At 59.8% G+C, this 21,587-nt stretch carries 20 protein-coding genes and 1 tRNA gene; 1 reads left to right on the top strand and 20 read right to left on the bottom strand.

What is annotated here, in order from left to right:
* Positions 1–150: 150 nt before the first annotated feature.
* From clpX to Q0K02_RS02870, 16 genes are all read right to left on the bottom strand, one after another.
* Positions 151–1,389, bottom strand: a complete 1,239-nt coding sequence (gene clpX / locus Q0K02_RS02945; protein ID WP_294484930.1) for an ATP-dependent Clp protease ATP-binding subunit ClpX — start codon at positions 1,387–1,389, stop codon at positions 151–153.
* Positions 1,386–1,997: an ATP-dependent Clp endopeptidase proteolytic subunit ClpP gene (gene clpP / locus Q0K02_RS02940; RefSeq protein ID WP_294484929.1), complete on the bottom strand. Its 612-nt coding sequence runs from the start codon at positions 1,995–1,997 to the stop codon at positions 1,386–1,388. The genes clpX and clpP overlap by 4 nt, the downstream gene beginning before the upstream one ends.
* Before the next feature lie 69 nt (positions 1,998–2,066).
* The gene (gene tig / locus Q0K02_RS02935) at positions 2,067–3,380 is read right to left on the bottom strand and encodes a trigger factor (RefSeq protein ID WP_294484926.1); all 1,314 of its coding nucleotides are present in this window, start codon (positions 3,378–3,380) and stop codon (positions 2,067–2,069) included.
* Between the two features lie 68 nt (positions 3,381–3,448).
* Positions 3,449–3,533 (bottom strand) — tRNA-Leu (locus Q0K02_RS02930).
* Between the two features lie 431 nt (positions 3,534–3,964).
* Positions 3,965–4,327: a DVU0772 family protein gene (locus Q0K02_RS02925; protein WP_294484924.1), complete on the bottom strand. Its 363-nt coding sequence runs from the start codon at positions 4,325–4,327 to the stop codon at positions 3,965–3,967.
* Positions 4,328–4,672: 345 nt separating this feature from the next.
* Positions 4,673–5,548: a 4-hydroxy-tetrahydrodipicolinate synthase gene (dapA, locus tag Q0K02_RS02920; protein ID WP_294484921.1), complete on the bottom strand. Its 876-nt coding sequence runs from the start codon at positions 5,546–5,548 to the stop codon at positions 4,673–4,675.
* A gap of 64 nt (positions 5,549–5,612) precedes the next feature.
* Positions 5,613–6,449, bottom strand: a complete 837-nt coding sequence (dapF, locus tag Q0K02_RS02915) for a diaminopimelate epimerase (protein ID WP_294484920.1) — start codon at positions 6,447–6,449, stop codon at positions 5,613–5,615.
* Between the two features lie 42 nt (positions 6,450–6,491).
* Positions 6,492–7,493: a bifunctional oligoribonuclease/PAP phosphatase NrnA gene (locus tag Q0K02_RS02910; RefSeq protein WP_294484919.1), complete on the bottom strand. Its 1,002-nt coding sequence runs from the start codon at positions 7,491–7,493 to the stop codon at positions 6,492–6,494.
* Positions 7,483–7,773: a DUF503 domain-containing protein gene (locus Q0K02_RS02905; RefSeq protein ID WP_294445729.1), complete on the bottom strand. Its 291-nt coding sequence runs from the start codon at positions 7,771–7,773 to the stop codon at positions 7,483–7,485. Before Q0K02_RS02905 ends, Q0K02_RS02910 begins: the two co-directional genes overlap by 11 nt.
* Before the next feature lie 13 nt (positions 7,774–7,786).
* Complete coding sequence (argJ, locus tag Q0K02_RS02900; protein WP_294484918.1) at positions 7,787–8,995, bottom strand: bifunctional glutamate N-acetyltransferase/amino-acid acetyltransferase ArgJ; 1,209 nt, start codon at positions 8,993–8,995, stop codon at positions 7,787–7,789.
* 167 nt (positions 8,996–9,162) lie between these two features.
* Positions 9,163–10,170 carry a TRAP transporter substrate-binding protein gene (locus Q0K02_RS02895; RefSeq protein ID WP_294484916.1) on the bottom strand — a complete coding sequence of 336 codons (1,008 nt, stop codon included), beginning with the start codon at positions 10,168–10,170 and terminating at the stop codon, positions 9,163–9,165.
* Positions 10,171–10,192: 22 nt separating this feature from the next.
* Positions 10,193–11,467 carry a TRAP transporter large permease gene (locus Q0K02_RS02890; protein WP_294484914.1) on the bottom strand — a complete coding sequence of 425 codons (1,275 nt, stop codon included), beginning with the start codon at positions 11,465–11,467 and terminating at the stop codon, positions 10,193–10,195.
* 10 nt (positions 11,468–11,477) lie between these two features.
* Positions 11,478–11,969, bottom strand: coding sequence for a TRAP transporter small permease (locus Q0K02_RS02885; protein ID WP_294484912.1), 492 nt, complete (start codon positions 11,967–11,969; stop codon positions 11,478–11,480).
* Complete coding sequence (locus tag Q0K02_RS02880; RefSeq protein ID WP_294484910.1) at positions 11,966–12,655, bottom strand: flavodoxin family protein; 690 nt, start codon at positions 12,653–12,655, stop codon at positions 11,966–11,968. Before Q0K02_RS02880 ends, Q0K02_RS02885 begins: the two co-directional genes overlap by 4 nt.
* A 75-nt stretch (positions 12,656–12,730) precedes the next feature.
* Positions 12,731–13,606 carry an amidohydrolase family protein gene (locus Q0K02_RS02875; RefSeq protein WP_294484908.1) on the bottom strand — a complete coding sequence of 292 codons (876 nt, stop codon included), beginning with the start codon at positions 13,604–13,606 and terminating at the stop codon, positions 12,731–12,733.
* 41 nt (positions 13,607–13,647) lie between these two features.
* Positions 13,648–14,373 (bottom strand): amidohydrolase family protein, encoded by a 726-nt coding sequence (locus Q0K02_RS02870; RefSeq protein WP_294484907.1) that lies wholly within the window; start codon positions 14,371–14,373, stop codon positions 13,648–13,650.
* A 609-nt stretch (positions 14,374–14,982) separates the two neighbouring features.
* Here Q0K02_RS02870 and Q0K02_RS02865 point away from each other — a divergent pair.
* Positions 14,983–16,392, top strand: coding sequence for a sigma 54-interacting transcriptional regulator (locus Q0K02_RS02865; protein WP_294484906.1), 1,410 nt, complete (start codon positions 14,983–14,985; stop codon positions 16,390–16,392).
* Positions 16,393–16,419: 27 nt separating this feature from the next.
* Here Q0K02_RS02865 and Q0K02_RS02860 read toward each other — a convergent pair whose 3' ends face one another.
* The 4 genes from Q0K02_RS02860 to Q0K02_RS02845 form a co-directional block, all read right to left on the bottom strand.
* Positions 16,420–17,238, bottom strand: a complete 819-nt coding sequence (locus Q0K02_RS02860) for a nitroreductase family protein (RefSeq protein ID WP_294484905.1) — start codon at positions 17,236–17,238, stop codon at positions 16,420–16,422.
* Positions 17,239–17,343: 105 nt separating this feature from the next.
* Complete coding sequence (locus tag Q0K02_RS02855) at positions 17,344–18,717, bottom strand: MmgE/PrpD family protein (protein ID WP_294484904.1); 1,374 nt, start codon at positions 18,715–18,717, stop codon at positions 17,344–17,346.
* 9 nt (positions 18,718–18,726) lie between these two features.
* Entirely contained in the window at positions 18,727–19,587 is an 861-nt protein-coding gene (locus tag Q0K02_RS02850; protein WP_294484903.1) for an amidohydrolase family protein, read from the bottom strand.
* Positions 19,588–19,603: 16 nt separating this feature from the next.
* Complete coding sequence (locus Q0K02_RS02845; protein ID WP_294484902.1) at positions 19,604–21,508, bottom strand: NAD(P)/FAD-dependent oxidoreductase; 1,905 nt, start codon at positions 21,506–21,508, stop codon at positions 19,604–19,606.
* Positions 21,509–21,587 lie beyond the last annotated feature (79 nt).

The raw sequence follows: 21,587 nt of genomic DNA, 5'->3' as shown, positions 1-21,587 counted from the left end.
ATTCCCGTGACGGAATTGCGTTCCTGCCCGGAAGTTCGGACAGGAACGCAAAACCTGGGACCGGGAGCGATCCCCGGGAAAGTGTTTTTATTCCGTGACGCGTCGGCGGCAGGGCCGGCGCGCTTCGGTTGAAATGCCCCGCGGCGACCGTTACCGGTCTTCGGCGGAGCGCTTCAGCACGGGTTTGTCCGTCCCCTCGATGACGCCGCGGGTGATGACGCATTCGGTGACGTCCTTGAGGGTGGGGAGTTCGTACATGATGTCGAGCATCACGTTTTCCAGCACGTTGCGAAGGCCGCGGGCGCCGGTCTTGTTCTGGAGCGCCTTTTCGGCCACGGCGCGCAGGGCCTCGTCTTCAAAGCGCAGCTTCACGCCGTCGAGCTCGAAGAGCTTCTGGTACTGCTTGACCAGCGCGTTCTTCGGTTCGGTCATGATGCGGAGAAGATCGTTCACGTCGAGCTCTTCCACGTGGGTGATGACCGGAATTCGGCCGATGAATTCGGGAATGAGCCCGAACTGCACGAGATCGGAGGGCAGCACTCTGTCGAGCAGCTCGCCGATGCGGTGTTCGGTCTTCTTTTCGATGTGCGCCCCGAAGCCCATGCTGGTGCCGCGCGAACGCGATTCCACCAGCTTTTCCAGCCCGATGAACGCGCCGCCCATGATGAACAGGATGTTCGACGTATCCATGCGGATGAACTCCTGCTGCGGGTGCTTGCGCCCGCCCTTGGGCGGAATGTTGGCCACGGTGCCTTCGATGATTTTCAAAAGAGCCTGCTGCACGCCCTCGCCCGAAACGTCGCGGGTGATGGACGGGCCGTCGGCCTTGCGGGAAATCTTGTCGATTTCGTCGATATAGATAATGCCCTTGCAGGCGGCGTCAAGGTCGTAGTCGGCGTTCTGCAGAAGCTGAACGAGGATGTTTTCCACGTCTTCGCCCACGTAGCCTGCCTCGGTGAGGGTGGTGGCGTCGGCGATGGCGAAGGGCACCTTGAGGATGCGCGCGAGGGTGCGGGCGAGCAGGGTTTTGCCGCTGCCCGAGGGGCCGAGCAAAAGAATGTTGCTCTTTTCGAGTTCCACGCCTTCGATGGCTCCGGTGTGGAACACGCGCTTGTAGTGGTTGTGCACGGCCACGGAAAGGATTTTCTTCGCGCGTTCCTGACCGATGACGTAATCGTCGAGACGGGCCTTTATCTGCTGCGGGGTGAGCAGTTCGCCGGGCGCGGGAGCGGAAGCGCCTTCGGCGGCGTCCTGTTCGGCCATGATCTGCGCGCAGGCGGCCACGCACGAATCACAGATGCACACGTCGCCCTGCACCACGAAGTGGCGCGCCTGAGTGTTGCTCTTGCCGCAGAAGGAGCAGTGCAGTTCCTTTTCTTCGTCGCTCATGACTGTTTTCCTGCAAGGGCCGCCACGTCGTGGCGGGAGCTGAGGATGCGGTCGATAAGACCGAACTTGAGGGCCTCTTCGGCGGACATGAAGTTGTCGCGCTCCGTGGCGGCGGCCACGCGGGAGAGGCTGTTGCCGGTGTTCTCGGCCAGAATGCGGTTCAGATTCTTCTTGAGGCGGAGGCCTTCGCGTACATGGATGTCCATGTCGGTGATCTGGCCCTGCACGCCGGCGGAAGGCTGATGGATCATGATGCGGCTGTTGGGCAGGCTGTAGCGCATGCCCTTGGCGCCGCCGGCCAGCAGGAACGCGCCCATGCTGGCGGCCTGACCGATGCACATGGTGGCCACGGGCGGGGCGATGAACTGCATGGTGTCATAGATGGCCATGCCCGCCGTGACCGACCCTCCGGGGCTGTTGATGTACAGGCTGATTTCCTTTTCGGGATCCTGCGATTCCAGAAAGAGCAGCTGGGCGCAGATGAGAGACGCCGTGGCATCGTTGACCTCGTCGCACAAAAGCACGATGCGGTCCTTGAGCAGACGGGAGTAGATGTCGTAGGAACGTTCTCCGCGTCCGGTGGATTCGATAACAAAGGGTATAGTCACGTCTGGACTCCTTAAGAAAGGAATTCCCCAGCCTTGGGGGCCGGGGAATCGTTCCGTGTTCCTGATTCGTTATTCGGCCTTGGCTTCGGCGGGCGACACCTTCTGGGCCTTGTCGAACATGAGGTTCATGGCCTTGGTGTTCACCATGCGGTCCTGAATTTCATTGACGGCGCCGTTCTGGTACAGGGCTTCGCGCAGCTTGTGGAAGTCCTGATTGTACTGACGGGCCATCTGCATGATCTGCATGTCCACTTCCTGGGCGGACACTTCGATCTTTTCGCGGCGGGCGAGAGCGGTGAGGAACACCTGCACGCGGGCGCGTTCTTCGGCCTGCTTGCGGCTGTCTTCGCCCATGTTCTTGATGCTCTCGTCGATGGCGGCATTGTCGAGTCCCTGCTGGCTGAGGTACTCGCGCACTTCGTTTTCATACTCTTCCTGCTGAGCCTTCACCACGGCTTCGGGCAGGGCGAAGGTCTGGCCTTCGAGCACGCTGCTCATGAGCTTGCGTTCGGCTTCGGCGCGGGAGGAGGTGAGCTTGTTGTGATTGGCCTGATCGGCAATCATCTTCTTCAGGGAATCGAGATCCGGGAAGCCGATCTTCTTGGCGAAGTCCTCGTCGAGTTCGGGGAGGATTTCACGGCTGATCTTGTTGAGCTTCACGCGCAGGTTCACGGTCTTGCCGCGCAGGGTCTCGTCGATGTGATCTTCGGGGCAGACCATGGAGCCGGTGCCTTCCTCGCCCGCGTGCAGACCGCGGATGATCTTGTCGAGCTCGGAGAGTTCCTTGCCGTCCTGGGGTTCGGAGAGCTGAATGCTGTAGTTCTCCACCTTCATGCCGGGCACGGCCTTGCCGTCCACGTCGCCGTCCACGTCGATGGTGACGATGTCGCCGTTTTCGGGCAGGCGGGCTTCCTTCACTTCCTCAAGGGTGGCGGTGCTCTTCAGCAGGCGCTTGGTGAAGGCGGCCACTTCCTCTTCGGTGGCTTCGGAGGAATCCATTTCCACGGTGAGGGCGGAAAGGTCTTCGGGCAGCTTGACGTCGTCGGGCAGGGTTTCAAAGGTGAAGGAGAAGGAGAGATCCTGACCGCGGGTGATCTGGCCGCCTTCGTAGTCGAGGCGGGACATGGGCTTGAGGTCCTCTTCCTTCAGAATGTCGGCCACGCGGCGTTCCACCAGGGTTTCGGTGGCACGGGAAATCACTTCTCCGGCAAAGCGCTTTTCAATGACGGAAGCGGGAGCCTTGCCCTTGCGGAATCCGGGCAGCGTGACGGAAGCGCCCACTTCGCGGGCTGCGGCGGAAAGCGCGGCGTTGACTTCCTCGGCGGGGACGGTCACGCTGATCTTGCGGGAGACGGGGGAAACGACTTCGATGCTGTGAGCCATATCGGTAAAACTCCTTATGAATGATCCGCCGAAACTTGCATGCCGGCGGAGGAAATGGCGCAAAAGGCTGGTGCGAGAGGAGAGGCTTGAACTCTCAAGGATTGCTCCGCTGGATCCTAAATCCAGTGCGTATGCCAGTTTCGCCACTCTCGCACGAAAGAGCCATATACTGCAAGGCGATGAATTTAACACAGCTTTGCGCCGTAGGCAAGAGGAAGAGCGCCCGTCCGGGCCCTGCGGCGCGGCGTTTTTGCGCGTCGGAGAGGCGATGGGGGGAGCCCTTCGGCTCCGTCTTGCGGAGGCTCTTTTCTGAGCAGCGGGAGGGAGGTTTCAGCGGGCTCGAAGCGCGGGAGAAGTCAAAGGACGCCCTGCGCCGGAGAAGAACCGGAGGCGCGCTTTTATTCGCGGCATGCGGAAGCGCCGCGCGGCATCGAAGTTGCGCGGCGCGGCGGGACGGAGCGAAGGGCCGAAAGCGGGATGTAAGGAGAAGCGGAAAGAATCCTGCGCCTTCGGGGGCACTCCGGCCTGCCGCGCCGGGACGCCTGTGAAAGGCAAAGGCCCTGCGCAGGGCAGGGCCTTTGTCCTCATGCGGCGTAAAGCTTGTCCTGCAGCCACTTCTTCATGGGAGGAGAGGGCATGAACACGCCCTTCAGCGTGCCGAATTCCTGACGGAAGTTGTTTTCGAGTTCCTTGGGAAGAGGGTACACCCAGAGGTCTTCCGTGGCTTCGGAGTTGCGCATGACAAGGCGCAGCGTCGGATGATCGGTCCAGTTGTCGAGCACGAAGTAGTGGGCGAAATCGTCCTTGGAACGCACCGGAGGATGCTCGGCTGTCCAGTCGTTGTTTCCCCATTCGAGGTAGAGGGTAACGGCATCGGCGGGGTCAAGATTCCATTCTATGGGAAGGCTGCTGAAGGCCTTGAGCTGATCGGGGGTATTGTACAGCATGGTCAACTCCTTACGGGGAGAAAACTCGGATCGGCGGCGGAATCGCCCATCCGAAGCATTGTTGTTGAACACAGTATGAACATCATCTCATCTCTTGTCAAGAATAATTCCTAATAAGGAGAAAAATTAATTTTCAATCCTCATTCCAATTTATGAAAACATGAGCTGATTCAATGGGTTGAATAGAAAATGGGGGGAAAGCGTCGAGTGAAGTTATCGCGGGTTTTGCGCCTCCCCGACGGGAAAATTCCTGCGCTTTTTTGCAAAGCAGGCGGCTGCGGCGCAAAAAAAAACGCCTTCCCCGGAAAGGGAAGGCGCTTATGCGTTCAGGCCGAAGCCGAAAGCTTAGATTCTGCCGTAGGAGGCGAGCGTTTCGCGCAGAAGCGCGACGGTCTTTTCGCTGGCGCTGCACAGCGGCAGGCGCACGTCGGGCTGCATGCGGCCCATGAGGGAGAGCGCCGTCTTGCAGGGAATGGGATTGCTTTCGGCGAACATGGCGCGGTTCATGGGTTCGAGCTTGTAGTGCAGGCGGCGGGCTTCTTCGTAGTCGCCGCGTTCGCAGGCCGCGGTGAGGGCGGACATCATGTCGGGCAGCACGTTGGCCGTCACGGAAATCACGCCCTTGCCGCCCACGGCGTAGGTGGGCAGCACGGTGAAGTCGTCGCCGGAGAGCAGAATGTAGTCGGCCGGGCACTGTTCAAGGATGTTGGAGATCTGCACCAGGTTGGCGGTGGCTTCCTTGCAGCCGATGACGTGCTCAAGTTCGCGGGCCATGCGGGCCTGGGTGGCGGGCAGCACGTTGGAGCCGGTGCGACCGGGCACGTTGTACACGAACATGGGCAGGGCCACTTCGTCGTTGATGGCCTTGAAGTGCTGGAAGATGCCTTCCTGCGTGGGCTTGTTGTAGTAGGGGGAGATGAGCAGGGCGGCGTCGGCGCCGGCCTTTTTGGCGAAGCGGGTGAGGCTGATGGCCTCCACCGTATTATTGGAGCCTGCGCCGGCGATGACCGGCACGCGGCCCTTCACCTGATCCACGCAGATGCGGATGGCGGATTCATGTTCGGCATGGGTCATGGTGGCGGATTCGCCGGTGGTGCCGCAGGGCACCACGCCGTTCACGCCCTGTTCAATCTGCCATTCAATGTGGGCGCGGTAGGCCTCTTCGTCGATGGTGCCATTCTTGAACGGGGTAAGCAGAGCAGTTATCGTACCGTGAAACATGTTTTTCTCCGAGCGGGATAAATTTGGATGAAGAAAGATTTCCAGACGACTGGGCCCCGGACGGTCAGAATTTCAACAGGCTGAACATGCTGGGATCAAGGACGCCCGTGAAGACGCGGGCCACGGCGCCGGACAGAAAGACCGAATCTCCCGCAAGTTCAATGCCCAAGAGCTCCTTACCTGAAGTAGTGACATTGACGCAGGCGTCCGTCAACCCAAGTGCATGAGCGATACAAGTGGAGGCCGCCGCGCCGGTGCCGCAGGCCAGGGTTTCGCCTTCCACGCCGCGTTCGTAGGTGCGCACGTGAATGGCGTCCCTGCCGGTGACGGTGATGAAGTTCACATTGGTGCCCTTGGGCGAGAAATGTTCATGATAGCGGAAGAGGCGGCCGAGGCGGTCAACATCGATCTTGTCGCAGTCTTCGCACACGATGACGGCGTGCGGCACGCCGGTGTTCACGAAATTGACGTCCCAGGTCCTGCCGTCGGCTTCGAGGGGAGTGTGCAGCACCATGCCTTCGGGATGGGTGAGTTCCACGCGGGCGCGGCGGTTTTCCACGTCCACCTCGGCGTGGATGAGGCCGGCGTCGGTGCCGAAGCACTGCTTGCGGCCCGCAAGACCGAGATCCACGGCCAGCCACGAGGCGCAGCGCGAGGCGTTGCCGCACATTTCGGCGCGGGAGCCGTCGGCGTTGTAGAAGTGCCAGATGAAGTCGCCTTCGCGGTCTGCGGGTGTCTTGTCGAGGAAGAGCAGGCCGTCTGCGCCTATGCCCGTCTTGCGGTTGCACAGAATGACGGCCCACGAGGCCATCTGCGGCACGCTCACGCCCGCTTCTCTGTTGTCGATGAAAATGAAGTCGTTGCCGCAGCCGTGCATTTTATGGAAGCGTATGTCTTTCATGGCAGTTGTCCGAAAGGGCCGCGCGTGCGGCCCTAAGAGTTTTTACTGAAGCCGGTTCCACACGAACCGGATATAGGGTTGCATGACGGTGAGCGCCTTTTCCGCCGTGAGCGGAAGCGTGGCTCCGGCGGCGTTGCGGTGACCGCCGCCGCCGAACTGGGCGGCCACGTCCCGCACGTTGTCCTTGCCCGAGGAGCGGAGACTGGCCTTCACTTCCACCTTGCCGTTCTTTTCCTCTTCGCGCAGCATGAGCGCCACGCGCACGCCGGAGAGGCGGCGCAGCTGCTCCACAATGCCTTCCGAGTCTTCGCGGCTGGCGTTGCATTCGCGCAGATCCTCAAGCGTGATGAGCGCCGCGGCAAGACGCCCGTCTTCGAGAATGCGCGCGTTCTGCATGGCGCGTCCCCACAGGCGCAGGCGGGATTCGGTCCAGTTGTTTTCCATGCACTCGCGCAGATGCGAGAGCTTGAGGCCCTGTTCCACCATTTCGGCCACGAGGCGCAGGGCTCCGGGCGTGGTGTTGCCGTAGCTGAAGTTGCCGGTGTCGGCGGAAATGGCCACGTACAGCGCTTCGGCGATGGCGCCGTTCAGCGTCACGCGCAGCGCCTTGGCGATGTGGGCCACCATTTCGCCCGTGGCGGCCATGTCGGGATCCACCCAGTTGGCTTCGGTGCCGAAGCGCGGATTGGCCAGGTGATGGTCGATGTTCACGGTGGGCACGCGGTCGAGCAGAGGCTGGATGCTCTCGCCGAGTCTCGCCCTGTCGCCGCAGTCGAGGCAGACCACGAGGTCGGGCTCGCAGGGCAGCTTGTCCAGTCTGGAGAGCACCGGGCCGGGCAGAGTGAGGAACTTCAGGCAGGGAGCCATGCCGTCTTCGTTGAACACGAGCGCGTCCAGACCGATGGCGCGCAGCGCCCAGGCCATGGCAAGGCTTGAGCCCATGGCGTCGGGGTCGGGATGCGCATGCGCGGCGATGAGCACGCGTTTGTGCTTCCGGAGCGCGGAAAGCACTTCTTCGGGAACGGGAGTGGTTTCAGTCGTCATAGAAAAACTCAAGGTCGCTGTAGACCATTTCTTCTTCGCACACGGCTTCCATCATGAGCAGGCACTTGTCCATGCGTGACTGCATGTGCCTTTCGCTGTTGCTTACCGATACGACCTGAAGCCGGAGCCTGACCAGCGATTCTTCGGTTCCGGCCTCGGCGATGGCCACGTTGAAGGTGTTGCGCACCTTCTGCTTGAGGCTGTTCGCCACACGGCGCTTTCCCTTGAGGGAGTCGTTGCCGTGCAGGGCGTATTCCACGGTGAGAACGCCTATGACCATGCCGTGCGCCTTGTCAGGAGCGATAGTCGGAGTTGAGGGAAACGTAGCCGTGGGAAAGGTCGGAGGCGAGCAGACGGGCTTCGCCCTTACCGTCGCCGAGCACGATGTCGAGCGGCAGATCAACCTTCTTGAGCGGCTCTTCGAGCAGGGCGTCGAAGTCCAGATCGGTGGGGCGTCCGTTGCGGAAGAGCTCCACGCCGCACAGAGTGACGCGCAGCGCCATGGGATCGAAATCCACGCCTGCGCGGCCGGCCGCGGCCACGATGCGGCCCCAGTTGGGATCGCGGCCGAACATGGCCGTCTTCACGAGCTGGGAATGACCCACGGTGCGGGCCACTTTTTCGGCGTCCGCGTCGCAGGCGGCGCCGGTCACGTGAATGTGCATGACCTTGGTCGCGCCTTCGCCGTCCTTCACGAGCATGTAGGCGAGCTCGCCGAGCACTTCGGTGAGGGCGCTTTCCAGAAGCGGCAGTTCGTCTTCGGTCACGGTCACGCCGGAGGCTCCGTTGGCCAGGCCGTAGAGAGAATCGTTGGTGGAGGTGTCGCCGTCGACGCTCACGCGGTTGAAGGTGGCGTCCGCGGCGCGGCGGAACATGGCGCGCCAGACTTCGGGCTCCACGGAAGCATCGCACATCACGAGGGAGAGCATGGTGGCCATGTTCGGGCAGATCATGCCCGCGCCCTTGGCCACGCCGGCGAGACGCACCGTGCCGCCGGAAAGGGTAAGCTCGCGTCCGGACATCTTGGGATAGGCGTCCGTGGTCATCATGGCGCGGGCGAGGCCCTCGATGTCCACCTTGCCGAGCGAGGCCACGAGGGCGGGAACGGCGGCGGCCCACTTGTCCATGAGCATCTGTGCGCCGATCACGCCGGTGGAGGCGGGAAGCAGCTCGTCGGCGGAAACGTTTTCGCCCGCTTCGCGCAGGGCGGCGCTCACCATGTCGAGGGTGCGCAGGCAGTTTTCCCGCCCCTGTTCGCCGGTGCAGGCGTTGGCCTGGCCGGAGTTGAAGAGCACGCCGCGCACGCCCTTTTCGTCGGAATGCTTGATGTTTTCCTGAGAAACGAGCACGGGGGCGGCCCGGAAAAGATTGGTGGTGAACACGCCTGCGGCGGTGGCGGGCACGTCGCTGAAGGCGAGGGAAAGATCATTGCGGTCGAGATGCTTGCCCCGGAAGTCGGCGTTGGCCGCGGCGAGGCGGAAGCCCTGAGGTATCTGGATCATGGAAAGTTCTCCGTTCCTTTGGAAAATGCCTTTCCAATCTGCCACACTTGCCGGGCAGGTGCAAGGTAAGCGGGGACCGGAGAAAAAGATGCCGGAACCCGGCCGGTTAAAACCGGAAGGAGCCGCTGCCCGGGGGCACCGGCTCCTTCCGGTAGTGAGGACAAATGCTATTTGTTCTTTGCTGCGGCCACGCGTGCGGCTTCGGCCTTGAGTTCATTCAGCAGATTGACGTCGATCTTGGGGAATTCCTTGTAGATTTCGGACGTGTTCTTCTTGAGGGCGGCCATCTCTTCGGGAGTGGGAGTGTACACGCTGAGGTTCTTGTCCTTGATGGCCTGCATGCACTCGGCTTCGTCTTCAAGAATGTTCTTGCGCTGTTCCTGCACGTAGAGGTCGAGAGCTTCCTGGAAGATGACTCTGTCGGCTTCGGGCAGTTTGTTCCACCATCTGGTGGAAGTGTAGATGACCTGGGGCAGGTAGGTGTGCTGGGTGAATACCACGGACTTGCACACTTCGTCCCACTTTCCCTTGACGAGGTAGGTGATATCGACGTCCACGCCGTCGATTACGCCCTGCTGAAGACCGGTATAGACTTCGGAGCCGGGCATCGGGGTGGGGTTGAGGCCCATGGCCTTGAGCACGGCGATATGCACGGGGGAGGAAGAGGCGCGCACCTTCACGCCCTTGAGGTCGGCAAGGCTGTGCACGGGCTTGTTGAGGTAGATGTTGCGGTTGCTGTAGCGGATGAAGGTAAGGGGCGTCACGGCCTTGTTGGCCGCGGCGGCCAGAATCTTCTTGCCTACGGGGCCGCTCAGCACTTCATCGGCGGTGTCGGCATCCGGGAAAATGTAGCCGAGGTCGAACATGGAGAATATGGGCATGAAGTTGCTCAGGTTGGAAGGCCCTTCCACGAGGAAGTGCACCATGCCGAGCTGCATGCCCTGATAGGCGCTTTCCATGGTACCGAGCTTGAACTGATCGTAGATGTCGATGCGGTACTTGCCGTTGGTTTTTTCTTCCACGTACTTCTTCATGGTTTCCAGAGAACGGCAGATGGCCATGGAAGTGGTGGCGTGCGTGGTGATCTTGACGGGGATGGGAGCGGCCTGGGCGGGAGAGGTGCCGATAAGGGCGGTGAGAAGGCACAGGCAGGAGATACGGAACAGTTTGTTCATGAAGAACTCCTTTGCGTCTGGGTTATCTGACGAGGCAGAGGGAAAGCCAGGGAACATAGGCTATGATGTAGTACACGGCAACCATGGAGATAATGTAGGGCAGTATGGCCTTGCTGAGCTGGGCGAAGGAAATGTCGCCTATGGCGCAGCCTACATAGAGATTCATGCCCACGGGAGGAGTGATGTTGCCGAGAACCACGCCGTAGGCGATGAGCACGCCGAACTGAATGGGATCCATGCCCACCTGCACCATCATGGGCAGCAGAATGGGGGTCATGATGAGCACGATGGCCACGGATTCCATGAACGTGCCCAGGATGATGAGCAGCGTCACGACGAGGAACATGAGCACGTGCTTGTTGGTGGTGATGCCGTTCAGGAGGTCGGCAACCACGGCGTCGGCGTTGAAGTACACCAGAATGATGCCCAGGGCTCCCGCGGCCGTGATGACGAAGAACATCATGCCGGTGGTCTTGACCGTGGAGAAGAGGATTTCCTGAAACTTCTTCCAGGTCATGGTTTTGGTAATGAAGGTTTCGGCAAGCAGGGCGTACACCACGGCGACCACGCCGGCTTCGGTGGGGGTGGTGATGCCGGTATAGATGCCGCCGAGCACGATGACGGGAACCATGAGGGCCCATTTGGCTTCCCATACGGCGGCGAGGCGTTCCCTGGCGCCGGCGCGCAGGGTTTTGAGTCCGTAGCCTTTGCGGGCGGAGATGAACATGCTCGCGCCCATGAAGACCAGCATGGTGAGAATGCCCGTGGGAATGACGGCGATGAACAGGTCACCGATGGATACGCCCGCGGTGGCGCCGTAGATGATGAGCACGGTGCTGGGCGGAATGAGGGCGCCGAGCGTGCCCGAGGCGGTGTTGACGGCGGTGGAGAAGGTGCGGGGGTAGCCTTCCTTCTGCATGGCGGGAATCATGATGCCGCCGATGGCCGCCGTAGTGGCGGGCGGGGAGCCGCAGAGCGAACCGTAGAACGCGCAGGCCAGAACCGAGACCAGGGAAAGACCGCCGGTAATATGGCCTACAAGGGTTTTGGCCAGCTTGAGCAGCGAACCGGCCATGGAGCCGCGCTGCATGATGTCACCTGCACAGATGAAGAACGGCAGGGCCAGCAGGGGGAAGGAATCGAACGTGGTGTACAGTTTCTGGGTGAAGAGCGCGTAGGGCAGATCTCCCACAAAGATGGCGGCAAGAACGGAGAGACCTATGGCAGTGCCTATGTGCAGGGTGAGCGCAAGCCCGATGATGAGTACCCAGAACATGGTGACGAGAACGGGATCCATAGATGCTCCTTTATTCCGTTCCACCCGGGACGGGTTTGTTCATGATGGTCTTCGCCAGCAGAATAGCCGCGTAGAAGGCCATGAGAACGAATCCTACCGGAATGGGTATCCAGGTGATCCATACCTCCATGTCGATGCTGGAGGCATGCTGCTCCATGCCCTTGACTTCGAGCATCATGTCATAGGAGAGGTACGTACAGGCAATGCAGTAGAAGAGAGAGCATGCGTGCGTGATGATGTTGAAGATTTTTTTCATCGTCGGACCGGAGAAGCTGAGGGCCACATCCACGCGCAGATGACCGTTGCTGCGCATGGTGAGCGCCGCTCCGGCATAGGCAAGAGCGATGAAAAGGTAGCGGCATACTTCTTCAGGCCAGCTCAGCGCATTGTTGAAGCAATAGCGGAACACGACCTGGAGAAAGGAAATGATGATGAGCATGATCAGAACACAAGCGCCAATACGGTTGATGACGGTGTCCAGACATTGCAGAAGCTTGTTCATGAAGACTCCTTGTCTTGCAGGTCGGAAGCGGAGGCAAGACGGCGTCCGAGCTCTCTGGCGCGTTGGCAGTCGAGGGGAAACACCTCGTCGTGCCGCTGCTTTTTGGCCGCGCCGTCATAGATGTCCATATAGAACTTGCTGTAGTCCTGAACCTGCATGGTATCGGTGCAGAGAAGCGTTTCGCAGTGACCGAAAACGCGCTTCATGAAAAAAGCCGACTGTTCGATGACGGAGAGGGAGAAGTTCTCTGGAAACGGAGGATTGCGCCTGGCTATTTCCGCTTCGGTGATGTTCATGGTGTAGAACAGTGCGGTTCGGATGGTTCTCTTCAGGAGAGAACGTTCTTTCTCGTAACGGGTGACGGGAAAGAGCAGACGTTCCATGAAAGCTCTCATGGAAGAGGATTCGGTGTAGAAGTAGATGGGACTGCCGAGCAGAATGACGTCGGCGTTCAGAGCTTCTTCGAGGTAGGGAGTTGCGGCGTCGCGCAGAACGCACAGGCCGGTGCGCGGCCGGTTCCGGCTCTTGCATGCCAGACAGCTGCGGCATCCGCTGAATGACATGTCGTACAGATGAACAAGAGAGGTTTCCGCTTTCGCCTCTGCGGCGCCTTCCAGGGCGTGCCTGAGAAGGGTTGCGGTATTGGAGTTTTTTCGTGGACTGCCGTTGAATGCAATGACCTTCATAGATGCCTCTGGTCGGTTGCGGTTGGGCGTCGATGCCGGCGGGGCGAGGGCCCGGAATTCCGGGCCCTCCCGGTACTATGCGGAAGCGGTATCGATGCCGAGGAGTTTGGCCGCGTTCTTCCAGAGGAACTTCTCCTTGGGAACGGGCATCCACGGGCGGTCCAGCGACTCTCTGAGGGCCTGACCCACGCCGCGGATGGGGTAGGAGCTCGCGAAGAGCACCTGATCCTGCAGCATATGGTTATACATGAGGATCTGATCGTCCACCGTATTTATGAAGGGGAAGTAGAAATAGCTGTCCGGCAGCGAGTAGATGTTGGGGTAGCGAACCATGATGGCCATGAATTCCACCAGCTTGGGATAGCAGGAATGCGGAACCACGATGTTCAGGTTCGGGCAGGCGATGGCGATGTCTTCGATATCCTTGGGTTCGTTCCAGCTCGTGTCGTTGCCGCAGAGCCAGTTCAGGGTAATGACCAGGGTGAGATTTTCGGCTTCGACGGCACGGTAGAAGTCCATGAGGCAGGGATCGTTGACACGGTAGCACTTGTCGAGCCAGAAAGGTTCGACGCAGATGCCCTTCATGCCGAGGCTCTTCATGCGGCGGATCTGCGAAAGAGCGTCGGGGGCAGTGGGATCAAGGGCGGGCATGCCCATGAAGCGGCCCGGATACAGATTCATGAAGTCCAGAATTTCTTCGGGGGTGACGTTGCCGGATCCGACGGAATCGGTCTTGGTGAAGCGGCCGACGATGACGCCGAGATCGATGCCGGCCTCGTCGAGTTCGGCCATGAACTGACCGTAGTCACCGGTCTTCGCGGAAATGACGGGCTCGCGGCCTTCGGCCATGAGGGCGAAGGCGCCGGAGCTCGGCGGATTGTTCCAGGCCTTGAACAGACCGGTTTCCCGGAAGCTCTTGAACGGAGGACGAATGCGGAAGTCGATGATCATGATTGTGCTCCTTGCGGATGAGATCTGTGGAATAGGGGAGATCAGGCGATGTCCAGATGAAGAAGTCTGGCGCCGTTTTTCCAGAAGAATTTTTCTTTGGGTTCGGGGAGCCACTGCCCCTGTTCCAGGGAAAGCTCCACGGACTGCTTGAACCCGCGGATGGGATAGGAACTGCCGAACAGCACCTGGTTCTGCAGCATGTGGTTGTACATGATGCGCTGTTCCTTGGCGGTGTCGATGAAGGGGAAGTAGAAGTAGCAGTCGGGAATCAGATAGACGTTGGGGTAGCGCACGGCTATGGCCATGAGTTCGGTGAGACGGGGCCAGCAGGCATGCGTGATGAGCAGGGGCATGTCGGGGCAGGCCATGGCTATCTGTTCCACATGATAGGGGGAGTTCCACTTCGTGCTGTCGCCACAGTTGAAGTTCAGCGTGGTGGTGAAGAGCAGCCCGAGGGATTCTATTTTTTTGTAGAGCGGGAAGAGCCGGCTGTCGTTGAGGAACATGTGCTCGGAGCTCCAGAAGGGCTCTATGCATATGCCGGCCATGCCCATGTCGGCAGCACGCTCTATCTGTTCCATGGCATCGGGATCCAGAGGATCCACGGCGGGCATGCCTGCGAATTTACCGGGGTACTTCCTGATGATGGCATCAAGATCATCGGCCGTTACGTTGCCTCTTCCCTTGTCCTGAACCTTTGTCATCCGTCCGATAATGACGCTGATGTCAATACCGGCTTCTTCCATTTCACGGACAAATGCATCCATATCTCCGTTCATGGACGGAGTTTTTATTCTACCTTCCCATTGATTGCGGTAAGGAGAATGTGGATTTTCCCAGACTTCAAAAGCACCGGATTCAAGATAGCTTGGAATAGGTGGTCTTACTCTGAAATCAATAATCATAATGGTATCCCGATATTGACATGTTGAAAGGGAAATACGTTCATGGTGGAAAGGGTAAGATGATGGTATATTTTTGAGTATGCAAGAAGTATGCCATATCGAAAGCATGCCGTAAGCGTGAAAAAAAATGCATGGGGTGAGAATTCATGCGAGGGAAGAGGAATTTGGGAGCGAAGCGGAGGGAGAAAAAAAGGTGAAAAAACTTGCCGAAATGGCCAAGATGAGGTAATAATGCATCAATTTTGATGTACGGAGTATTATGATAATTATTTGATAATATGATATAAAATATGATAATGCTTCATTTGTGCCATTTTTCATCAGTAAAAAAGCCTCAAAAACAAAAACTTTATTTTTAAAAAAATATATAATATTTCAATATATTATATAAAAAATTCAAGTTAACTCCGCAAAAGGTGTGATGCAAAAAAGCCTCAAAATGAAAAAGCCCGTCAGGGAAGGAGCGGCAATATGGACCTCGTGGAAGATTTTATGGCCCGAAATATGGAAATGCTGAAAATACTGGCCGACGATCAGAATGTCGGCGTGTGGATCAATTCCGGGGATGGGCAGATTCTGTATGCCAGCCGGGGAGTCAGGGAGCAGTACGGAGTCGATCCTGCCGTCCTTCTGGGACACAACTCCACGGAGCTGGTGGAAACAGGTCTTGCCAGCGGGCAGAGTCTGCCGGAAACTCTGCGCACCCGGGCCATAAGCAAGGCCGAGTGCGTGACTAAAATAGGAAAGAAAGTATCGATTATCTGTTATCCTTTTTTTAAGAAAAACGGTAAGTTATGGCGTGTTGTCGGCATAAGCCGCATTGTGGGCGACATCAGCGGAGACCGGGAGGACAACGCAGAGGAGGAGAGCTCTTCGCCCATACACATAGAGGAAAAGCTGAAGGAACCCTTCATCGCGGTGAGCAGCCAGATGCGCGCTATCATGGAATCGCTTGAGCGGCTGGGAAGGAGCGATGCCACGGTCATGATTCGCGGAGAATCGGGCGTGGGCAAGGACGGCATAGCCTACCGGCTGCACAAGTTCAGCCGCAGGGCCGATCAGCCCTATGTGGTCATCAACTGCGCGACCATTCCTGAAAACCTCATAGAATCCGAGCTGTTCGGCTATGAAAAAGGCGCGTTCACCAATGCCACGTCATCCAAGATGGGGCTGTTTGAAATGGCCAATCACGGCACCATATTTCTCGACGAAGTGGGCGACATGCCGCTTGCCGTGCAGGTGAAGCTGCTGCGATGCATTCAGAACCGGCAGATACTGAGGGTGGGGGGCAAGAAGATGATCAACCTTGACGTGCGCTTTATCACGGCGACCAACCAGCCCGTGGAAGAGATGGTGGCGGCAGGGAAGTTCAGAGAGGATTTGTACTACCGGCTGAACGTCATCAAGCTCATCATACCCCCGCTGCGGGAACGCTACCAGGACATCATGCCTCTGGCGCGTCATTTTCTCGGGCAGTTCAACAAGAAGTACGAGACGAAGAAGCAGTTTTCCAAGGCCGTGCAGCGGATATTCCATGCCTACTCCTGGCCCGGCAACGTGCGCGAGCTGGAAAACACGGTGGAACATGCCGTGGCCTTGTGTCCTTTTGCCATCATAGGGCCGCAGTTCGTGCCGCAGTACATTACCGACGCTCTTCAGAAAAAGGGGGAGGGCGAAGTCATGACACTCAAGGAGGCCACGGAGGCTTGTGAAAAAAAGCTGCTTGCGGAAACGATGCTGAAGTATCCCTCCAGCCGCAAGGCGGCGCAGGTGCTGGGCTGCGATCAGACCACGGTGCTGCGCAAGCTCAAAAAATACGGGCTTACTTATGATGCGCCGGAGGGCGGGGAAAAGAAGAACTTCATTCAGATGGGGTTGTAAAAAAGGCGGCCGCAGGGGCCGCCGGAATTACAGGGAAGCGTCTTCGTTGAACAGTATGCGGCCGGGGCTGCGCAGCGGCAGGCGGCGCCAGTGTACGGCCGGATATCCGGCCATGAGTGCGCCGTGCAGCACATGGCCTTCGGGCAGTCCGAGGGAGGCCAGCGGGCGGCTGCGGGCTGCCTGCACGATGCTTCCGGCCCAGCATGAGCCGATACCCCGGGCAAGCAGGGCAAGTTCCAGATAGCTGACGGCGGCGGCGCAGTCGGTGCATCCCCACGACGCTTCGGCGGGAGCCATGGCCAGAATCACGCAGGGGGCACCGCGCAGCAGGCTGTCGCGGCCCTCTTCGGCGTTCACGTAATGGCTGCGCACCTTTTCGGTGCTGCCGTCGCGGTAATAGGGGAGCAGCTCCTGCCTGATGCTTTCAAGCTGCTGCGGGCTGTCGATGATCTTCCACCGCACGCTGCGCAGGTTGGAGGCCGACGGAGCGTAGGCCGCGTCCGCCACGGCATCCAGAAGAAGCGACCGTTCAGGCTGTCTGGGGGAAAAGCAGCCTGTGGAACGTCTGCGCTTCATGAGGGCGGAAAGCTGTTCAGAATCGACTGAGGGGCCGTGATCTTCGGGCAGATCTTTGCCGGTTGCGCCGTCCAGCCGTATGGCGAAGGCGGGGCATATGGCCAGGCACTGGCCGCAGTGCATGCAGAGCGAAACCTTGTCCTGACGAATGGTGCTTTTGCCGTTTTCCGGGGATTTTTCAAAGATGAAGCGGCGGCAGGCCTTTTCGCAAAGGCCGCAACCTGTGCAGCGTTCCTGATCGACGGTGAGAAAGGGGGCGGGCTGTTCCATGAGGCCTCCGTTGAGATGGGTGTCGGCAGAGGGGTCGGCGCCGGCAGGGCGGCCGTGTGAAGGCGGCTTCCCACGGCCGCGCAAAAAACGGCGGACCGGGACTGATCAGACTTCTTCGGGCGTCATGAGGCGAATGAGATTTGCGGCATCTTCCTGATCTTCCAGAGTGCTGACGGTATGAGCGAGTTCCCGGAGCCGCTCTTCGGAAATCGGGCGGATGGAGGATTTCGCGCACATCGACAGCTTATGCTCCATTTCCTCCTGCGTCATGGGGTTTTTCCAGGAGCCTTTCAATTCCCGGCACACGGCGGAACGCGTGGTGCCGTCGGTCATGGTGACGGTCATGGTGACGGGTACCATGGAGGCGGCCGGAGCGCCGTCGTCGGTTCGCAGCGATATGCTGCGGGCCACCTGCCGGACTTCGGGGTTCTGCACGCCCTTTTCGGTAAAGTCTTCGAGCATGGCCGTTCCCTTGACCAGACCGAGAGCTCCGCACCAGGCACCGCTCAGAATGCTTTCCACCACGGGATTGCCCGTTATGGCGTCGTAGGGCTTGCCGGATACGCGCCAGGCCACTTCGGGCATGGCTATTTCCGCGGACCGGACATGGCGGAAATCCACGCCCTGCGCATGGAGCATCATGCCCGCCTCCAGCGCGCCGGCGGCGTCGCGGGCACAGGGATAGGGCTTGAGGCCGATATTCAGCATGTCCCATTCGGTTCCCAGGCCGCGCAGCATTTCCACCCGGCTGTAGTTGCCGTTTTCATAGAGAGACATATAGCCGTAGGGGCCTTCCAGCACGTTGACGGGGCCGGTAATGCCGAGCCGGGCGAGCTGACAGGCCGTAATGCCGCTGCGCACGGCAAAGCCGGGATGCATGCGCTTGACGAGTGCGCCGTCGATATTGGATTGCAGTGTTGCCCCCGTCTGGGCAAAGGCGATGCCGTAGGCGGCGACAAGTTCGTCTTCCGAGAGTCCCATGAGTTTTCCCGCCGCGGTGACGGCGCCGAAATAGGCCAGGGTTCCCGTGCGGTTGAAGCGCAGAGGAGCGTGTATGCTCCGGCCTGTGCGCCCCATGACTTCCGCACCGAGAGTCACGGCCGCAAGCAGGTGCCTGCCGTCGATGTTTCCGGCGTATTCCGCAACGGCGAGGGCGGCGGCAAGGCAGGTGCAGTGGGTATGGGCAATGGCCCTGTCGTGCGTGTCGTCGAAGTCCAGCGCCTGAAAAAGCGTGGCGTTGACCATGCCTGCATGGATGGCGGGCACCTTGCCTCCGAACACCAGCAGCGAGGCCTGCGGCGAGCCGCCGGTATCGATGGCCCAGCGGGCGAGTTCCCGGCAGCCGGGAGCTGCGGATCCCGCCAGACCGCAGGCGATCGTGTCCAGGATGAGTTCCTTGTCGTGCTTCACGACCGCGTCGGGAAGATCGTCGAAGGATGTTCCGCGGACGAATGACGCGATTTCCTTGATGGCGTCCATGGCCGTTCCTCAGAGCCCGAGCAGACGGGCCGCATTGTCGTGCATGGTGAGCTGAAGGGCCTCGGGGGTGAAGGGCAGGTCTTTCCACATCTTTATGCTCTGGGCGATGCCGCGGACGGGATAGGAGCTGGCAAAGAGCACCCGGTGACGCAGCAGCGTGTTGGCGGTGTTGACGAAGTCGTTCACGCCGAACATGCCGGGAATGTAGGCGTAGCAGTCGGGAATGAGCCAGATGTTGGTGTGCATCATGGCCACGCCGGTCATGAGCTGCAGATAGGGCCAGCAGGCATGGGGGACAACGATTTTGAGGCGCGGGAACTTTTGCGCCACATGCTGCACGTGGATGGGATGGGTGTAGGTGAGGTCCTTGACGTAGAGGCCGCTCTGCATGATGGACATGATCATGCCGTGATTCTGGCAGTACTCGTAGATGGGGTCGATGAGCGGATCATCCGCGTACAGCGGAGGATTGCTGAAGCTCGGATCGATGCAGGCGCCGACAAAGCCCTGACTGCGGCGGAGTTCCAGTTCTTCCATGACGTGGGGGGAGCGGGGTTCCAGCGCTACGAAGGGGAAGAACTTGCCGGGATGTTCGCGGCTCAGACGCAGTGCGTCGTCGTTGGTGGTGGAGGAATGGGAGGTTCCCACTTCGCTCACACGGCCCATGAGTACGGAGGCCGCCACTCCCGCTTCCTCAAGTTCCTGGAGAAGCAGCGGAACGGAATGCTGGTCGGCCGAAGGAATGGGATCTCTTCCGGCGGTGGTGAACATCTCTTCCGCAGGATCGGCGGGCGGGGTCCAGCAGCTGCCGAAAATGCCGAGGGAAAGATTGCCTTCGTAGGGCGGACGTACGCGAAAATCGATGATCATGATAATTCTCCAATGGTTAGAGGGAACAGGCGCAGAGGAAGCCCTCACGCGTGGCGTCCTGAATCTTGCGGGGAGCGAGTGCGTCCCCGATGACATGCACTTGGCCGAAAGCCTGCTTGAGGGGTTCGAGCAGGGAGGTGTCGGAGCGGTAGCCCGCGGCAATGACCACGGTGTCGGCCGGAATCAGGCTGCCGTTGCACACGACGCCTTCATCCGTAATGGACTGGACGGCGGCTCCGGTATGGACGGTGACGCCGAAATGCTGAAGATTGCTGCGAATATGTGTCAGGAAGGTGCCGCCGCAGCCGCGGGCGATCTCGTTGGCCATTTCCAGAATGGTGACGCTCCTGTTGCGGACGCCGAGGAAGTGGGCCGTTTCCACGCCCACAAGTCCGCCGCCTATGATGACTACGTTGTGACCGGTTTCCACGGCGCCGGAGAGCACGTCTTCGGCCATGACGACGATGGGCTTGTCCACGCCGGGTATGGGGGGAAGTGTCTGTCTGGCTCCGGTGGCGAGCACGACATGATCGGGGTGATGAGCGCGGATGTCGTCCGGCGAGGTGACGGTACCGGAAATCTGCGTGACGTTCAGCTCTTTCAGCTGGGTGCGCAGGTAGCGCTCGAAGAGCAGGAACGATTCCTTTTCCGGAGGTGCGGCGACGATGTCGAGCTTGCCGCCGGGTTCGGGCTTTGCGTCGCAGAGAATGACGGTATGTCCGCGCATGGCGGCCACTCTGGCGCATTCCATGCCGGCGGGACCGCCGCCAATGATGACGACGCGGCCGGGATCGGGGCTCGGTTCCACCGTTCTTTCTTCTTCAAAGGAGCAGCGTGGATTGACAAGACATTCCGCAGACTTGCCGGACATGATGCCGTCTGCGCAGCCCTGGTTGCACGCCACGCAGTAGCGAATGTCCTCCCAGCGGCCGCTTTTCATTTTCAGCACGAAATCCTCGTCGGCCAGCAGTCCGCGGCCGATGGCCACGGCGTCGGCCTTGCCCGTGGTCAGAATGTCCTTGACGAGTTCGGCGCTGTTCAGACGTCCCGCCACGATGACGGGTACGGAAAGCTCTTTTTTCAGCGTTTCGGCGTAGGGCGCGAGAAAGCCCTGCGGAATGAACATGGGCTGAATGCTGTAGGGCAGGGCGTCATAGCTGCCTGCAGAGAGGCCCACGGCGCTGACGCCGACGTCCTGCGCCATGCGGCAGATGGTGCGCACTTCATCAAAGTGCAGGCCGTCGTCGAGAAATTCATCGGCGGAAATGCGGATGCTTACCGGCACGCGTCCCGCCACTTCATTCAGCACGGCGTTGAGCACGCGCATGGGGAAGCGGCAGCGGTTTTCTAGGGAGCCGCCGAATTCGTCGGTTCTCTTGTTGCTGTGGGGAGAGAGAAAGCTGTGCAGCAGGTAGCCGTGGGCAAAGTGTACCTCCACAAGGTCGAAGCCCGCTTCAATGGCGCGGCGTGCTCCGTCGGTGAACTTGCGCACCATGTCGTCCATGTCCTGCACCGTCATGGCGCGGGGGTGGCTGTTCACTGCGGCGCAGGGCATGGCGGAGGGCGCTATGGGAGTGAGTCCGGTCACCGCCTCGGTGGCCTGTCTGCCCGCATGATAGAGCTGCGCGCCGATGCGGCCGCCGGCGTCATGGACGGCCTTGCACAGTTCGGAGAGACCGGGAAGAAAGTCGTCGGAATAGATGCCGAGCTGGGAGGGCAGGCCGGCGCCTTCGGGCGAAACGGCGATGGAACCCGTGACGATGAGTGCGACTTCCTTGCGGGCGCGTTCCTTGAAGAAGTTGATGAGCCGCTCGCTCACCATGCCGCCCTTGTGGGCCATGCCGTTTTCCATGGGGGCCATCAGAAAGCGATTCTTCAGCGTGAGATTGCCTATGCTGAGAGGAGAGAACATGTCTGTCATGGATGATCCTTGGTAAGGGGTGTCGGAAAAGATATGTTTTTCCGATGCATTTTTCGTGCCAAAACAGACGGAAAAAGGA

Origin of the sequence: uncultured Mailhella sp. (assembly GCF_944324995.1) — a bacterium.
GTDB lineage: Bacteria > Desulfobacterota > Desulfovibrionia > Desulfovibrionales > Desulfovibrionaceae > Mailhella.
The sequence above is the reverse complement of the archived record's forward strand: the minus strand, read 5'-3'. Positions and strand labels throughout refer to the sequence as shown.

Coding starts and splice junctions, on each gene's coding strand:
- clpX (WP_294484930.1), bottom strand. CDS start 1,389: ATGAGCGACGAAGAAAAGGAACTGCACTGCTCCTTCTGCGGCAAGAGC.
- tig (WP_294484926.1), bottom strand. CDS start 3,380: ATGGCTCACAGCATCGAAGTCGTTTCCCCCGTCTCCCGCAAGATCAGC.
- Q0K02_RS02925 (WP_294484924.1), bottom strand. CDS start 4,327: ATGCTGTACAATACCCCCGATCAGCTCAAGGCCTTCAGCAGCCTTCCC.
- dapA (WP_294484921.1), bottom strand. CDS start 5,548: ATGTTTCACGGTACGATAACTGCTCTGCTTACCCCGTTCAAGAATGGC.
- dapF (WP_294484920.1), bottom strand. CDS start 6,449: ATGAAAGACATACGCTTCCATAAAATGCACGGCTGCGGCAACGACTTC.
- Q0K02_RS02910 (WP_294484919.1), bottom strand. CDS start 7,493: ATGACGACTGAAACCACTCCCGTTCCCGAAGAAGTGCTTTCCGCGCTC.
- Q0K02_RS02905 (WP_294445729.1), bottom strand. CDS start 7,773: ATGGTCATAGGCGTTCTCACCGTGGAATACGCCCTGCACGGCAACGAC.
- argJ (WP_294484918.1), bottom strand. CDS start 8,995: ATGATCCAGATACCTCAGGGCTTCCGCCTCGCCGCGGCCAACGCCGAC.
- Q0K02_RS02895 (WP_294484916.1), bottom strand. CDS start 10,170: ATGAACAAACTGTTCCGTATCTCCTGCCTGTGCCTTCTCACCGCCCTT.
- Q0K02_RS02890 (WP_294484914.1), bottom strand. CDS start 11,467: ATGGATCCCGTTCTCGTCACCATGTTCTGGGTACTCATCATCGGGCTT.
- Q0K02_RS02885 (WP_294484912.1), bottom strand. CDS start 11,969: ATGAACAAGCTTCTGCAATGTCTGGACACCGTCATCAACCGTATTGGC.
- Q0K02_RS02880 (WP_294484910.1), bottom strand. CDS start 12,655: ATGAAGGTCATTGCATTCAACGGCAGTCCACGAAAAAACTCCAATACC.
- Q0K02_RS02875 (WP_294484908.1), bottom strand. CDS start 13,606: ATGATCATCGACTTCCGCATTCGTCCTCCGTTCAAGAGCTTCCGGGAA.
- Q0K02_RS02870 (WP_294484907.1), bottom strand. CDS start 14,373: ATGGATGCATTTGTCCGTGAAATGGAAGAAGCCGGTATTGACATCAGC.
- Q0K02_RS02865 (WP_294484906.1), top strand. CDS start 14,983: ATGGACCTCGTGGAAGATTTTATGGCCCGAAATATGGAAATGCTGAAA.
- Q0K02_RS02860 (WP_294484905.1), bottom strand. CDS start 17,238: ATGGAACAGCCCGCCCCCTTTCTCACCGTCGATCAGGAACGCTGCACA.
- Q0K02_RS02855 (WP_294484904.1), bottom strand. CDS start 18,717: ATGGACGCCATCAAGGAAATCGCGTCATTCGTCCGCGGAACATCCTTC.
- Q0K02_RS02850 (WP_294484903.1), bottom strand. CDS start 19,587: ATGATCATCGATTTTCGCGTACGTCCGCCCTACGAAGGCAATCTTTCC.
- Q0K02_RS02845 (WP_294484902.1), bottom strand. CDS start 21,508: ATGACAGACATGTTCTCTCCTCTCAGCATAGGCAATCTCACGCTGAAG.